Here is a 14,542-nt window from a genome sequence, read left to right as displayed (position 1 = left end):
ATGCCATCTTTCGCCCCCGCGCTCGAGACCACGCTTCACAAGGCGCTGGAAGCCGCGACCGTGCGGCGCCACGAATATGCCACGCTGGAGCACCTCCTGCTCGCGCTGATCGACGACGACCATGCCTCCAAGGTGATGGAAGCCTGCCATGTCGACACGGGCGAGTTGAAGGCGACGGTCGCCCAGTATCTCGACACCGAACTCGACGCATTAAAGGTCGAGGCGGCGACCGACCCCTCCCCGACCAGCGGGTTCCAGCGCGTGGTCCAGCGCGCAATCCTGCACGTCCAGTCCTCGGGCCGCGACGAAGTGACCGGCGCGAACGTGCTGGTCGCGCTGTTCTCCGAACGCGAATCCTATGCCGTCTATTTCCTGCAGCAGCAGGACATGAGCCGCCTGGATGCCGTCAGCTTCATCAGCCACGGCGTCGGCAAGGGCGGGGCGACGAGCGAATCCACCCCGCCCAAGGGAGTCGAGGAGGAAAAGCCCGCCAAGCCCGCTGAAAAGGGCAAGGCCGAGAGCGCGCTCAAGCAGTTCACCGTCGACCTCAATGAAAAGGCCAAGATCGGCAAGGTCGATCCGCTGATCGGGCGCGGGCCGGAGGTGGACCGCACCGTCCAGATCCTGTGCCGCCGGTCGAAGAACAATCCTCTCTATGTGGGCGATCCCGGCGTCGGCAAGACCGCCATCGCCGAAGGCCTGGCGCGCAAGATCGTCGAGGGCGACGTTCCCGAGGTGCTGCTGAACGCCGTCATCTACTCGCTCGACATGGGCGCGCTGCTGGCGGGCACGCGGTATCGCGGCGATTTCGAGGAGCGGCTGAAGGCGGTCGTCAACGAGCTGGAGAAGCTGCCCCACGCGGTGCTCTTCATCGACGAGATCCACACCGTCATCGGCGCGGGCGCGACCAGCGGCGGGGCGATGGATGCGTCGAACCTGCTCAAGCCCGCACTGTCGGGCGGCACGATCCGCTGCATCGGCTCGACGACGTACAAGGAGTTCCGCAACCACTTCGAAAAGGACCGCGCGCTGCTGCGCCGGTTCCAGAAGATCGACGTCAACGAGCCGACGATCGAGGATACGATCAAGATCCTGGCGGGTCTGCGCTCGGCGTTCGAGGATCACCATCAGGTCAAGTATACCCCCGACGCGATCAAGTCGGCGGTGGAGCTGTCGGCGCGCTACATCAACGACCGCAAGCTGCCCGACAAGGCGATCGACGTGATCGACGAGGTCGGCGCGATGCAGATGCTGGTGCCGGTCAGCAAGCGCAAGAAGACGATCACGCCCAAGGAGATCGAGGCCGTGATCGCCACCATGGCGCGCATCCCGCCCAAGAGCGTGTCGACCGACGACCGCCAGCAGCTGGAAACGCTGGAAACCGATCTGAAGCGGGTGGTGTTCGGCCAGAATGCCGCGATCGAGAACCTGTCCTCGGCGATCAAGCTGAGCCGGGCGGGGCTTCGCGATCCCGACAAGCCGATCGGCAATTATCTGTTCACCGGACCCACCGGCGTCGGCAAGACCGAGGTCGCGCGCCAGCTGGCGACGATCCTGGGCATTCCGCTCCAGCGGTTCGACATGTCCGAATATATGGAGCGCCATTCGGTCAGCCGCCTGATCGGTGCCCCTCCCGGCTATGTCGGATACGACCAGGGCGGTCTGCTGACCGATGCGGTCGACCAGAACCCGCATTCGGTGCTGTTGCTCGACGAGATCGAGAAGGCGCATCCCGACCTGTTCAACATCCTGTTGCAGGTGATGGACAACGGGAAGCTGACCGATCACCACGGCAAGACGGTCGATTTCCGCAACACGATCCTGATCATGACGACCAATGCGGGCGCCGCCGACATGGCGCGCGAGACGGTCGGCTTCGGCAACCTCACCCGCGAGGGCGAGGATGAGCAGGCGGTGCAGAAGATGTTCACGCCGGAATTCCGCAACCGCCTGGATGCGATCGTGCCCTTCGGCTATCTGCCGCCCGAAGTCGTGGCGCGGGTGGTGGACAAGTTCATCCTCCAGCTCGAACTCCAGCTGGCCGACCGTCACGTCCATATCAGCCTGGACGAGGCGGCGAAGAGCTGGCTCACCGAGAAGGGCTATGACCGTCTGTACGGCGCACGCCCGATGGGCCGCCTGATCCAGGAGAAGATCAAGCAGCCGCTGGCCGAGGAACTGTTGTTCGGCAAGCTGGTCCATGGCGGCGAGGTGACGGTGAAGATGAAGGATGGCGCGCTGTCCTTCGCGATCGAACCGGCCGCGCCCAAGAAGCCGCGCAAGAAGGGCGGCAAGCCCGCCTCGGTCGACGCGAGCTGATCGATCGCACCGAAACGGTGACAATCAAAAAGGGCCGGGTGGAAACATCCGGCCCTTTTCATATGCATTTTGAACGACTTCACCGGTGAGGCGCGGCGGCACGTGAAATCTGCGTTACGCCGCCCTTAACTCTATTTTCGGCCTTTCGCGGGCAGATGAAGCACATGAAGGGCGCTTGGCCGATCACGATAGGCGCGTTGCTGCTGGCGGTGCTGGCCTTGATCTGGCCGTGGACGGAGGCGGACGCCCAGGTCGGCCGGAGCCTGACCACCTGTATCCGCCCTATCCGCGCCGGTGACGATGCCCGCACGCTGCTGACGCACGCCCAGGGGTTCGACTGTACCAGCGACCAGTCATCCCACGGCCCCGGCGATTTCTGGGTCCTGTCGCAACCCTTGCCCCGAATATCGGACGATGTTCGCGATCGGCTGGCCGTCAGCTTCGCCAGCACCTGGCAGGATGCGACGGCGCTTCACATTCTCTACGCCAACGGACAGATTCGCACCGTCGCCTTTACCAGCGCGACCACCGCTCCCTATCTGCTGCTCGGCCCGGTCATCGCGGTGCCCCTGCCCCATGAAGCGAGCTGGCCCGTGCGCATCCTGTGGGAGGCGCGCGGCGCGGCCAATATGCGCGGCGTCGTGCGCGGCGCGCGGATCGGCCTTCATGCCGACATGCTGGCGGTCGAGTCCTCGCTCGGGCTGGTCTATGGCGTCATCATCGGCGTCGTCGTCGGCCTGGCGGTGTACAACATGGCCCTCTGGCCGGCGCTCCGCCAGCCGCTCCAGCCCGTCTATTGCCTGCTGCTGTTCTTCATCACCGGCTATACCCTGTCCTCCTCCGGGCTGATCGGCCAGTGGCTGCCCTGGCTCGACAATAACGAGCGGCATCGGTGGAACGCGATCATGCTGGGCGGGGTCGCGATGACCCTGATCGTCTTCTCGCGCCATTTCTTCGAACGGAAGGTGTTCGAGGGCTGGCTGGACCGCATGGCCGTCATCTGCTTCGTGCTGATCGCCATTCCCAACATCGCCTTTGCGCTGCTGGCTCCGCACTGGATCATCCCGCTCGACCAGGCGGTCCTGATAGGCTTCATGATACTGCTGTTCTTCCTTATCGCGGTGCTGGCGCAGGCCTGGCGGCGGCGGAGCAATTTCCTATGGGCCTTCGCCATCGCCTGGGGCACGCCGATCGGGCTGGCGATGTTCCGGGTGCTCAATGCGCTGCACCTGATCGAGTGGCGGCCCTGGATCGACCAGTCGACCGTATTGTCGATGGGCGTCGAGGCACTGATCGCCAGCCTGGGCGTCGCGTACCGCATCTATCTGCTCAGCCGCGAGCGCGATCTGGCCCGCGCGGACGAGCGGGTGGCGCGCCGTCTGGCCGACACCGATCCGCTGACCGGGCTGTTCAACCGCCGCGCCTTTCTGGAACAGGCGACCGGGCGGAGCGGGCCGCAGACGCTGATCCTGGCGGATATCGATCACTTCAAGCGGATCAACGACACGCTGGGCCATGACGGCGGCGACGAGGTGCTGCGCATCTTTGCTCGGACGCTGGGCGAGGCGGTGGGTCTGGACATGCTGGTCGCCCGGATCGGCGGCGAGGAATTCGCGCTGCTGGCCGATGCCGAACGCGCGCCCGATCCGGATAGGCTGCTCGCCCGGCTGCGCGGCACCAGCTATCCGTCGGGGCTGACCGTCACCGCCAGCCTGGGGCTGTGCACCGGCCCCATGGCCGACGAATCGGATTGGCGCCTGTTGTACCGCGAGGCGGATCAGGCCCTGTTCGCGGCCAAGAATGGCGGGCGCGACCGCGCCTGCTGGGGCGTCCCGATCGACCCCGAACCCCGGCCCAACGGACTATTGCCCGCCATCCGTCCGCATCGTAAGACGACGCCCGAGGGGAAGGGACTGTGCGCGAACGGCGGATCATGACGGCTGGACTGGTGCTGGCGCTGATCGGCCTGGGCTGGTGCCATCCCACGGCCGATGTCCGCCTCATTACCCATGACCTGACCGACCGCTCGCCCCGCCGGGTGCAGGCGGCGCTCGACCTGGGTCTGTTCGGTGTCTCGTTTCTCTACACCTGGACCGTCGACCGGCTCCGCTGACGCCCGTCTTATTCCTCCCCTGCAAGGGGAGGTGGCAGGGCGCAGCCCTGACGGAGGGGTGTCGCCCTATCGAGAGCGGGACACCCCTCCACCATCCTTCGAATGGTCCCCCTCCCCTTGCAGGGGAGGAATAACGAGACTGTCAGTTCGTGATGAGTGCGAGTGTCCTTGCGCGCGCCGGGTCGGTATCGCATAGCGGCGTCATGGATACGCCCATCGAAGAACTGACGTTCGAGGACGCCCTCAAGGAATTGGAGAGGATCGTCGGCCGACTGGAAAGCGGCGAAGCGACGCTCGACGAATCGATCCGCCTCTATGAGCGCGGCGATCGTCTGCGCCAGCGCTGCGCCGAACGGCTCGACGCCGCCCAGGCCCGGATCGAGGCGATCCGCCTCGACGCCGAGGGCAAGGCCGCGGGCACCCGCCCGTTTCAGGCGGGTTGAGGGTGACGCTCGCCGCCACCGCCCTGCCCGAGGCGCTGACCGAAGTCGCCGAGGATATCGATCGCCGCTTTGCCGAGCTGCTCGCCGATCCGGGCGATCCGCGCGCCTCGCTCTATGCAGCGATGCGCCATGCCGCGATCGGCGGCGGCAAGCGGCTGCGCCCGCTGCTCGTCTTCGCCACCGCCCATCTGTTCGCGGTCGACCGCGATACGGCGGGCTGGGTCGCGACGGCGCTGGAGGCGATCCACGTCTATTCGCTGATCCATGACGATCTGCCCGCGATGGACGATGACGATATGCGGCGCGGCAAGCCGACCGTCCACAAGGCGTTCGACGAGGCGACCGCGATCCTGGCGGGCGACTGCCTCCATGCGCTGGCCTTCGAGATCCTGGCCGATCCGGCGACCCATGCCGATCCCTTCATCCGGTCCGAGCTGATCCTCGACCTCGCGCGTGCCTCCGGCCCCGGCGGCATGGCGGGCGGGCAGCAGATGGACCTGGAGGCCGAGCGGCAGGTGTTCGACCTCGCCACCGTCACCCGGCTGCAGCAGATGAAGACGGGCGCGCTGATCTGCGCCGCGGTCGAGGCGGGCGCCATCCTGGGCCGCGTGCCGCCCGAGGGCCGCACGCACCTGCGCGGCTATGCGCATGACCTGGGACTCGCCTTCCAGATTGCCGACGACCTGCTCGATGCCGAGGGAGACGAGGCGGCGGCGGGCAAGAAGCTGCGCAAGGATCAGGATGCGGGCAAGGCGACCTTCCTCAGCCTGCTCGGCGTCGAGCGCGCGCGCGAACAATGCCGGATGCTGGTCGTCCAGGCGATCGAGCATTTGCGCGACTACGGCCCCGAGGCCGATCTGCTCCGCGCCATCGCGTCTTACGTGGTGGAGCGCGACCGTTGACCCGGATCGGCGTCTATCCCGGCACCTTCGATCCCGTGACGCTCGGCCATATGGACATCATCCGGCGCGGCGCGAAGCTGGTCGACCGGCTGGTGATCGGCGTCACCACCAACCCCTCCAAATCGCCCATGTTCACGCTGGACGAGCGCATGGAGATGGTCCGGCGCGAGGTCGAGGGTGTCGCGGGCGAGATTCATGTCGTCGCCTTCGATTCGCTGCTGATGGACTTTGCCGAGCGTGAGGGCGCGAAGGTCATCGTCCGGGGCCTGCGCGCCGTCGCCGACTTCGAATATGAGTATCAGATGGCGGGCATGAACCAGCAGATCAATCCGCGGGTCGAAACCGTCTTCCTGATGGCCGACGTCGCGCTGCAACCCATTGCCAGCCGGCTGGTCAAGGAGATCGCGATGTATGGCGGCAACATCGCCAAGTTCGTGACGCCCGCCGTGTGCGAGGATGTGGTGCAGCGCGTCGAGAAGCTCGGCCGCAAGGGCAGCTGATATCCTCCCCGCTCGCGGGGAGGTGGCAGGCCGCAGGCCTGACGGAGGGGGGCTTCCTCCAGGTACAACCTTTGTGGAAAGCCCCCTCCACCATGCTTCGCATGGTCCCCCTCCCCGTGCCGGGGAGGATATTCACCTCCAAAAGGTTCAGATTGGCGCAAGGGGCGATTTGCTCTACAGCCCCTCCATTCCTTCCCTTGTCGTAGAGATATGATGCGCGTTCTCGCCGCTCTTGCCATGATGATGGCCAGCCTGATCGCCGTTCCGGCACAGGCGCAGAAACAGTCCCAGGCTCAGCCGAAATTCACCTCCCCCGCCAAGGCCGCGCAGGTTCTGGAGGACAATGTCACCGGCCGCCCTACCCCGCCGCCCGTCACCGACAAGGAGAATCTCTGGCTGCTCGACCTGTCGACCGGCGGCCGGGTGACGATCTGGCTGCGCCCCGATGTCGCGCCCAAGATGGTCGAGCGGATCAAGACGCTGACCCGGCGTCACTTTTATGACGGCCTGACCTTCCACCGCGTGATCGACGGCTTCATGGCGCAGGGCGGCGATCCCAAGGGCGACGGCACCGGCGGCTCGGACCTGCCCAACGTACCCGCCGAGTTCAACTATCTGCCGCATGTGCGCGGATCGGTCGCCGCCGCGCGTGCCGACGATCCCAACAGCGCGAACAGCCAGTTCTACATCGTCTTCCAGCCGCGCTTCGCGCTCGACAAGAAGTACACGGTGTTCGGCCGGGTGATCGACGGCATGCAATATGTCGACCGCATCGAGCGGGGCGAGCCGCCCGCGAACCCCAGCCGGATCGTCCACGCCTATGTCGCGGCGGACAATCCCCCGGCCTATGTGCCGATGGCCCCGGCACCCGCCGCCGATCTGGGTGCGCCCGTGACCCTGCCGGGCGCGGCCCCCAAGCCCGTCTCCATCACCCCGGCGCGCCGCCCCGCCCCGAAGGCGGCTCCGGCCAAGAAGGCGGCGACGGCCACCAAGTGAACGTAGATCTGTTCGACTTCGCGCTGCCGCCCGAGCGGATCGCGCTGTACCCGGCATCCCCGCGCGACTCGGCGCGGATGCTGGTCCTCGACGGTGACGCCACCCGCGACCAGCGGGTGAGCGATCTGCCCGCCGCCTTGCGCGCGGGCGACCTGCTGGTGTTCAACGACACGCGCGTCATCCCCGCGCAGCTGGAAGGCGTGCGGGGAGAGGCGCGGATCGGCGCGACCCTGCACAAGCGCGAGGGCACGCGGCGCTGGCGCGCCTTCATCCGCAACGCCAAGCGGTTGCGCGATGGCGACGTGATCGACTTCGGCGCAGGCGTCTCCGCCACGGCGCGCGATCGAGCCGAGGATGGCAGCTTCGCGCTCGACTTTGCCGGGGACGAACCGGTGGAGCTGCTGCTGGAGCGGGCGGGCACCATGCCCCTGCCCCCCTATATCGCGCAGAAACGCGGCGTGACCGAGAAGGACGCCGACGACTATCAGACGATGTTCGCGCAGGAGCCCGGCGCGGTCGCAGCCCCCACGGCGGCGCTGCACTTCACGCCGGGCCTGCTGGATTCGCTGGCGGCGGCGGGGATCGAGCATGCCACGCTGACCCTGCATGTCGGCGCAGGCACTTTCCTGCCGGTCAAGGCCGAGGACACGGCCGACCACAAGATGCACGCCGAATGGGGCCGCATCGACGCCGCGACCGCCGACCGGCTGAACGCGGTCAAGGCAAGGGGCGGCCGGGTGATCGCGGTCGGCACCACCTCGCTGCGCCTGATCGAAAGCGCGGCCGGAGAGGACGGCGTGATCCGCCCGTTCGAGGGCGACACCGCGATCTTCATCACGCCGGGCTATCGCTTTCGCGGCATCGACGGGCTGATGACCAATTTCCACCTGCCGCGCTCGACCCTGTTCATGCTGGTATCGGCCCTGATGGGACTGGACCGGATGCAGGCGGCCTATGCCCATGCGATCGCGAATGCGTATCGCTTCTATTCCTATGGCGACGCGTCGCTGCTGCTGCCGGAACGCCCTGCATGATCCTGTTCGCCCTGCTTCTGATGCAGGCGACACAGACCGCCGCGCAGGAGGCGGACAATACGGTCGTCGTCACCGCACGCCCCAAGCCCTTCGCGCAGACGCCCGCGACCATGGTGGTCGAGCCGGTGGCGATGATGATCGCGACGCTCGACAGCGATGGTGACGGCAAGACCAGCCGCGCCGAGATGGAGGCGGGGGTCAAGCGCAGCTATGACGCGATCGACACCACGCATCAGGGATCGATCGGCTATCTCCAGTTCGCCGACTGGGCCGAGCGTTGGCTGGGGGATCGCAATGCGCTGCCCAGCCCCTTCGATGTCGATAAGAACAGCGACAATCGCATCACCCTGGCCGAGTTGCAGGCGCATTTCTCGCGCCTGTTCTCGCGCTTCGACCGCGATCAGGACGGCGCGATCAGCCGCACCGAGGCGCTGACCATCCGCACCACCCCCGTTGACGCCAACGGCCCGACCGGCCCGCTTCGGCCCCGAGACAGAAAATGACCGCCCGCTTCTCCTTTTCCATCCACGCCACCGACGGCCGCGCCCGCACCGGCACCATCACCATGAAGCGCGGCGAGATTCGCACCCCCGCCTTCATGCCCGTCGGCACCGCCGCCACCGTCAAGGCGATGAAGCCCGGCGACGTGCGTGCGAGCGGTGCGGACATCATCCTGGGCAACACCTATCACCTGATGCTGCGCCCCGGTGCCGAGCGGGTGAACCGGCTGGGCGGGCTGCACGGCTTCATGGGCTGGGACCGGCCGATCCTGACCGACTCGGGCGGCTATCAGGTGATGAGTCTCGCCGAACTGACCAAGCGGTCCGAGGATGGCGTCGCGTTCAAGAGCCATCTCGACGGCACCCGCCATCTGCTCAGCCCCGAACGCTCGATCGAAATCCAGCGGCTGCTAGGCTCCAACATCGTGATGGCGTTCGACGAACTGGTCCCCACCACCTCGACCCGCGAGGTTCAGGCCAGCGCCATGGAACGCTCGATGCGCTGGGCGAAGCGCAGCCGCGACGCCTTCGACGCGGGCGGCCAACATGCCGAGGACAATGCGATCTTCGGCATCCAGCAGGGTGCGCTGGACGAAGGGTTCCGCAAGGCGTCGGCCGATGCGCTGATCGATATCGGGTTCGACGGTTACGCGATCGGCGGCCTCGCGGTCGGCGAGGGGCAGGAGGCGATGTTCGGCTGCCTCGACTTCGCGCCGGGCCAGTTGCCGGTCGAAAAGCCGCGCTACCTGATGGGCGTGGGCAAGCCGACCGATATCGTCGGCGCGGTCGAGCGCGGGGTCGACATGTTCGACTGCGTGCTGCCGACCCGCTCGGGCCGGACGGGACAGGCCTTTACGCGCCAAGGCCCGATCAACATCCGCAACGCGCGCTTCACCGAGGATCAGGGGCCGCTCGACCCCGCCTGTGGCTGTCCGGTCTGTTCGACCTGGAGCCGCGCCTATCTGCATCATCTGGTCCGCGCGGGCGAAATCCTGGGCGCGATGCTGATGACCGAGCATAATATCTGGTTCTACCAGCAGATGATGGCCGATCTGCGCGCCGCGATCGTTGAAGGGCGACTGACGGCCTTTGCGGACGACTTCCGGGCGCGCTACGCTGCCGGACAGTAGGAGAGTAACCATGACCGATCGTATCGAAGACGCCCCCAACGAAATCCTCGCCGCCGCCAAGGAGGCCAAGGATCACGCCGTCGCCGCCGCCGAAGCCACCGCCACGTCGATCAAGGAAAAGACGCGCAACTGGCCGATGGGCAAGATCGGCCTGGGCGTCGGCATCGGTTCGGCCGCGATCGCCGCCGCCGTGCTGTACGGCACGCGCAACAAGTCCAAGTAATCCGTCTCCAATAACGAGGGTTTTCATGCGCCTTTTCCGTGCCGCGCTTCTGCTCGGCGTCGCCGCCCTTCCTACACTGGCCGGGGCGCAAACCGCACCGTCACCGGCGCGCACGGAAAGCGTGAAGCCCATCGCCTTCACCACGCGCACTTTGCCCAACGGCCTGCGCGTCTATGCCATTCGCGACACGACGACGCCCAATGTCTCGGTCCAGGTCTGGTATGATGTCGGGTCGAAGGACGACCCCAAGGGCCGCTCGGGCTTTGCGCACATGTTCGAGCATCTGATGTTCAAGGCGACGCGCAACCTCGTCCCCGAACAGATGGATCGGCTGACCGAGGATGTCGGCGGCTATAACAACGCCTCCACCGCCGACGACTATACCAATTATTTCGAGGTGGTGCCCGCCAACCACCTGCAACGCCTGCTCTTCGCCGAGGCGGATCGCATGGCGTCGCTGGTCGTCGAGCCCAAGAGCTTCGCCAGCGAACGCGACGTGGTGAAGGAGGAACTGCGCCAGCGCACCCTCGCCCAGCCCTATGGCAAGTTGTTTGCCATCTATTACCCCGAGCTGGCGTACAGCGTTCACCCCTATGCGCGGCCGGGTATCGGCAGCCTGGAGGAACTGGAGTCGGCGGGCATCGACGATGTGCGCGCCTTCCACGCCACCTATTACCGGCCCGACAACGCGGTTCTGGTCGTGGCGGGCAATTTCGATCCCGCGCAGCTGAACCGCTGGGTCGACCAGTATTTCGCGAATATCAAGCGCCCCGCGACCGCGATCCCGCGCGTCACCGTGCAGGAACCGGCGCGCAAGGAGGCGGTATCGCGCACCGTCTATGAGCCCAACACGCCGCTGCCCGCCGTGCTCGTCAGCTATCACATCCCGCCCGAGCGCAGCGCCGACACCCCTGCGCTGATGGTGCTCAACGCGATCCTGTCGGCGGGCGAAAGCTCGCGGCTGTATGAGGATCTGGTCTATCGCGACCAGCTGGCCCAGTCGGCCGCGACCTTCCTCGACACCAAGCAGGCGACCGGCAACATCGTGCTGTATGCGATGATGGCGAGTGGCAAGCCGGTGGCCGAGGGCGAAGCGGCGCTGAAGAAGGAGGTCGCCCGGCTGCGCGACGCCCCCGTCTCCGCCACCGAACTGGCCGAGGCGAAGAACGAGCTTCTGACCGCCGCGCTCAAGCAGCGCGAAACCGCAGAGGGCAAGGCCAGCCTGATCGCCAACAGCGTGATCGTCGATGGCGACCCCAGCGCCGCCGACCGCCAGATCGCCGCCGTACAGAAGGTGACGGCCGCAGATATCCAGCGGGTCGCGCGCGCCTATCTGAACGACAATCAAAGCGCGACCATCCGCTATCTGCCCGACAGCGAACGTCCGGCAAATGTCCGGATGATGCCGATCGAGATCGCGCCCACGGTCCAGATGGCGGCGCTGACCCCTCCCGCCAATATCGAGGTGGTGACGCCCGCCCCGGAGGGCCAGCGCATCCTGCCCCCCGCGCCCGGCGCGGCCATCGCCCCCACACTGCCTCAGCCTGTCGCGACCACCCTGCCCAACGGCCTGCGCGTCGTGACGGTCGAGCGGCACGACCTGCCGCTCGTCACCGCCTCGCTGGTGGCGCTGGGCGGGGCCGCCACCGATCCGGTCGGCAAGGCGGGCGCGAGCAGCCTGTCGGCCGAGCTGATGACCAAGGGCACCACGACCCGCTCGGCGACCGAGATCGCACGCGCGGTCGAAAGCCTGGGCGGATCGATTGCGGCCGGTGCCTCGGATGACGGCGCCACCATCGACCTGACCGTCCCCTCGGCGCAGCTCGGCACCGCGATGACCATCCTGGCCGATGTCGCGACCAACCCGGCGTTCAAGCAGGAAGAGATCGACCGCGCCCGCACCCAGTCGATCGACAGCCTGAACGTCGCGATGCAGAACCCGGCGCAGCTTTCGGCGATGGTCGCCGACCGCGTGGTCTATGGCGCGCGTCCCTATGGCCAGCCGCTGTCGGGCACGCCCGCCTCGCTGAAGGGGCTGACCCGTGCCGACCTGACCGCCGCCTATGCGCGCAGCTGGAAGCCGGGCCAGGCGACGCTGCTGCTGGTCGGCGACGTGACGCCCGCGCAGGCCAGGCAGGTCGCCGAGCGCTATCTGGGCAACTGGCGGGTGGCCGGAGCCGCCGTGACCGCACCCAAGGCCCCTGAACCCGCCTTCCCCGCGCCGCGCGTCATCGTCGTCGACATGCCCGACGCCGGACAGGCGGGCGTGGTCGTCGCACGCTCGGGCATCCGCCGCGCCGATGACCGCTATTATCCGCTGGCGGTCGCCAACACCGTGCTGGGCGGCGGTTTTTCGTCACGGCTCAATCAGGAAATCCGCATCAAGCGCGGGCTGGCCTATGGCGCGGGCAGCTCCGTGGCGACGGGCCGTGACATCGGCCTGATCTCCGCGCGGACCCAGACCAAGAATCCCTCGGCCGCCGAAGTGGTCGGGCTGATCGATGCCGAGATGCGCAAGCTGGGCACCGCACCCGTGCCGCAGGACGAACTGGCGACGCGGCAGGCGGTTCTGGTCGGCGGGTTCGGCCGGACCATCGAGACGACCGACGGCATTGCCGACATATTGGCCAACTATACGCTGCAAGGCGTGCCGCTGGAAGAGCTGAGCCGCTATATCCCGCGCGTTCAGGCGGTGGACCCGACGGCGGTGGAGTCTGTGTCGGCCACGCTGCTCGACCCCAGGGCGGCCAGCATCATCGTGGTCGGCGACGCCAAGCAGTTCCTGCCCGCGCTGCGCCAGGCGCATCCGGAGGTGGAGGTCATCCCGGCCGCCTCGGTCAATCTCGACTCGCCCAGGCTGCGCTGACCGTCCATTCCTCCCCAGGCCCGGCCTGGGGAGGACGCGACGGAAAATCCTTAACCCTCTCGGGTATAACCAATAGCCGAGAGCGGCAGGGTTGGAGGATTCCCCACATTGCGGGTGGCGAAGCGGACCGTAAGGCGGATGATACAGGTCTGGCTGGCGCTGCTCGGCCTGATGCTGACGTTCGGCCTGGTGCTGGCCGCGCAAGGAGCCTTGCGACGGGCCAGACAACCGGCTGCGGTCGCGCCATCGCCGCAAGCCTCTCCGGCCGCGACCACGCCCGCTCCCGTCGCCGATGCGCGGCCTGCCATCGATGGCAGTACGGGAACCGTCGCCCTCCCCGCGCTGCCGATCCCGCCCGGGGCCAGCACCGCCGATCCCGGCGTGGTGGCCGCCCGGCCCTTTGCCTGGGGCCGGGCGACCGCGATCGACAAGGCGCGCGCGATGCAGTGCCTGACCGCCGCCATCTATTACGAAGCGGGTGGCGAGAGCATCGACGGCCAGCGGGCGGTGGCGCAGGTCGTGCTCAACCGCGCGCGGCATCCGGCCTTTCCCGCCACGGTCTGCGGCGTCGTCTATCAGGGGGTCGAGCGCGCACATTGCCAGTTCAGCTTCGCCTGCGACGGCGCGCTGAACCGCGCCCCCGCCATTACCGGCTGGTCCCGCGCGGCGCAGGTCGCAGCGGCAGCGCTATCGGGTGGAGTCTATGCGCCGGTCGGGCTGGCGACGCATTACCATAGCTTCGCCGTCGCGCCTGCCTGGAACCGCGCCATGGTGATGACCGACATGGTCGGCGCGCATCTGTTCCACCGCTGGAAGGGCTATTGGGGCACCGCCGCCGCGATGAACCGCGCCTATGCGGGGGGAGAGGTGCTTCCCATGCTCGCTCCGGCACCGGAAACGGCGAGCAGCGACGTGCTGCCGCCCGCTCCGGCAACCCTGCCCGCGCCGCCCCTGCCCGCGCCGCCCCTACCCGGTGCGACTCCCGGTGCTACTCCCGGCGCGACACCCGCTGCGGCCCGCCCGGCCCCGACACGCGAAACGCCGACCCCCACTCCGCCACGCGAGACGGGGATCAGCGACCGGCTGGCCACATCGGGCCGGATACTGGACAAATGGAAGGACAGCGGCCGCCCGATCGAGCGGCCCGACGCACCGCGCCCGAACAATCCGGACGCGGCGGCCGTCACCAATCAGCGGCGATGATTGCGGTCGTGCTTCTCGAAGCGGACCTGGCGGCTCAGCATCGCGTAGCGACGGTCCAGATCATTGCGCTCCGAGACGCTCAGGCCACCGCCCGACCGGCGATAGCGATATTCGAGCTGGTTGAGACCACGCAGTTCGGACTGGAGGCGGTTGGCCTCGCGCCGGTTCAGCGCGCCAGAGCGGATGCCCTGGTCGATCCGCTGCTGCAACTGGCCCTGGCGCTGCGCGATCGGGGTCCAGCGCTGCGCCTCGGCGACCGTCGGGACGGCGATGGTGGCGAAACCCAGACCTGCAAGGATCATGGCCTTCATGA

Annotated in this window: 14 protein-coding genes; 13 read left to right on the top strand and 1 reads right to left on the bottom strand. The window is 67.5% G+C overall.

What is annotated here, in order from left to right:
* From clpA to BSZ14_RS09020, 13 genes are all read left to right on the top strand, one after another.
* Entirely contained in the window at nt 1–2,319 is a 2,319-nt protein-coding gene (clpA, locus tag BSZ14_RS09080; RefSeq protein ID WP_042491220.1) for an ATP-dependent Clp protease ATP-binding subunit ClpA, read from the top strand.
* 155 nt (nt 2,320–2,474) lie between these two features.
* Entirely contained in the window at nt 2,475–4,256 is a 1,782-nt protein-coding gene (locus BSZ14_RS09075) for a sensor domain-containing diguanylate cyclase (protein WP_052811629.1), read from the top strand.
* Nucleotides 4,253–4,432, top strand: a complete 180-nt coding sequence (locus tag BSZ14_RS09070; protein WP_089413614.1) for a hypothetical protein — start codon at nt 4,253–4,255, stop codon at nt 4,430–4,432. Before BSZ14_RS09075 ends, BSZ14_RS09070 begins: the two co-directional genes overlap by 4 nt.
* A 203-nt stretch (nt 4,433–4,635) precedes the next feature.
* A complete protein-coding gene (locus tag BSZ14_RS09065) occupies nt 4,636–4,875 on the top strand; it encodes an exodeoxyribonuclease VII small subunit (RefSeq protein WP_007406073.1) in 240 nt (79 codons plus the stop codon).
* A gap of 2 nt (nt 4,876–4,877) precedes the next feature.
* Entirely contained in the window at nt 4,878–5,777 is a 900-nt protein-coding gene (locus BSZ14_RS09060) for a polyprenyl synthetase family protein (RefSeq protein WP_076710678.1), read from the top strand.
* Nucleotides 5,774–6,277, top strand: coding sequence for a pantetheine-phosphate adenylyltransferase (coaD, locus tag BSZ14_RS09055; protein ID WP_076710677.1), 504 nt, complete (start codon nt 5,774–5,776; stop codon nt 6,275–6,277). Before BSZ14_RS09060 ends, coaD begins: the two co-directional genes overlap by 4 nt.
* A 213-nt stretch (nt 6,278–6,490) precedes the next feature.
* Entirely contained in the window at nt 6,491–7,273 is a 783-nt protein-coding gene (locus BSZ14_RS09050) for a peptidylprolyl isomerase (protein ID WP_198930487.1), read from the top strand.
* On the top strand, nt 7,270–8,307 hold the full coding sequence (gene queA, locus BSZ14_RS09045) for a tRNA preQ1(34) S-adenosylmethionine ribosyltransferase-isomerase QueA (protein ID WP_076710675.1): 1,038 nt from the start codon (nt 7,270–7,272) through the stop codon (nt 8,305–8,307). The genes BSZ14_RS09050 and queA overlap by 4 nt, the downstream gene beginning before the upstream one ends.
* Complete coding sequence (locus BSZ14_RS09040) at nt 8,304–8,810, top strand: EF-hand domain-containing protein (protein ID WP_042491234.1); 507 nt, start codon at nt 8,304–8,306, stop codon at nt 8,808–8,810. Before queA ends, BSZ14_RS09040 begins: the two co-directional genes overlap by 4 nt.
* The gene (gene tgt, locus BSZ14_RS09035) at nt 8,807–9,937 is read left to right on the top strand and encodes a tRNA guanosine(34) transglycosylase Tgt (protein WP_042491236.1); all 1,131 of its coding nucleotides are present in this window, start codon (nt 8,807–8,809) and stop codon (nt 9,935–9,937) included. Before BSZ14_RS09040 ends, tgt begins: the two co-directional genes overlap by 4 nt.
* A gap of 10 nt (nt 9,938–9,947) precedes the next feature.
* Entirely contained in the window at nt 9,948–10,160 is a 213-nt protein-coding gene (locus BSZ14_RS09030) for a hypothetical protein (protein ID WP_076710674.1), read from the top strand.
* 25 nt (nt 10,161–10,185) lie between these two features.
* Entirely contained in the window at nt 10,186–13,026 is a 2,841-nt protein-coding gene (locus tag BSZ14_RS09025; protein WP_076710673.1) for a M16 family metallopeptidase, read from the top strand.
* 138 nt (nt 13,027–13,164) lie between these two features.
* A complete protein-coding gene (locus BSZ14_RS09020; RefSeq protein WP_076710672.1) occupies nt 13,165–14,229 on the top strand; it encodes a cell wall hydrolase in 1,065 nt (354 codons plus the stop codon).
* On the opposite strand, the gene BSZ14_RS09015 is transcribed toward BSZ14_RS09020, so the two are convergent.
* Nucleotides 14,217–14,540 (bottom strand): hypothetical protein, encoded by a 324-nt coding sequence (locus tag BSZ14_RS09015; RefSeq protein ID WP_076710671.1) that lies wholly within the window; start codon nt 14,538–14,540, stop codon nt 14,217–14,219. The genes BSZ14_RS09020 and BSZ14_RS09015 overlap by 13 nt on opposite strands.
* Nucleotides 14,541–14,542 lie beyond the last annotated feature (2 nt).

The organism is Sphingomonas sp. Sph1(2015), assembly GCF_001970915.1.
GTDB classification, from domain to species: domain Bacteria; phylum Pseudomonadota; class Alphaproteobacteria; order Sphingomonadales; family Sphingomonadaceae; genus Sphingomonas; species Sphingomonas parapaucimobilis.
The sequence above is the reverse complement of the archived record's forward strand: the minus strand, read 5'-3'. Positions and strand labels throughout refer to the sequence as shown.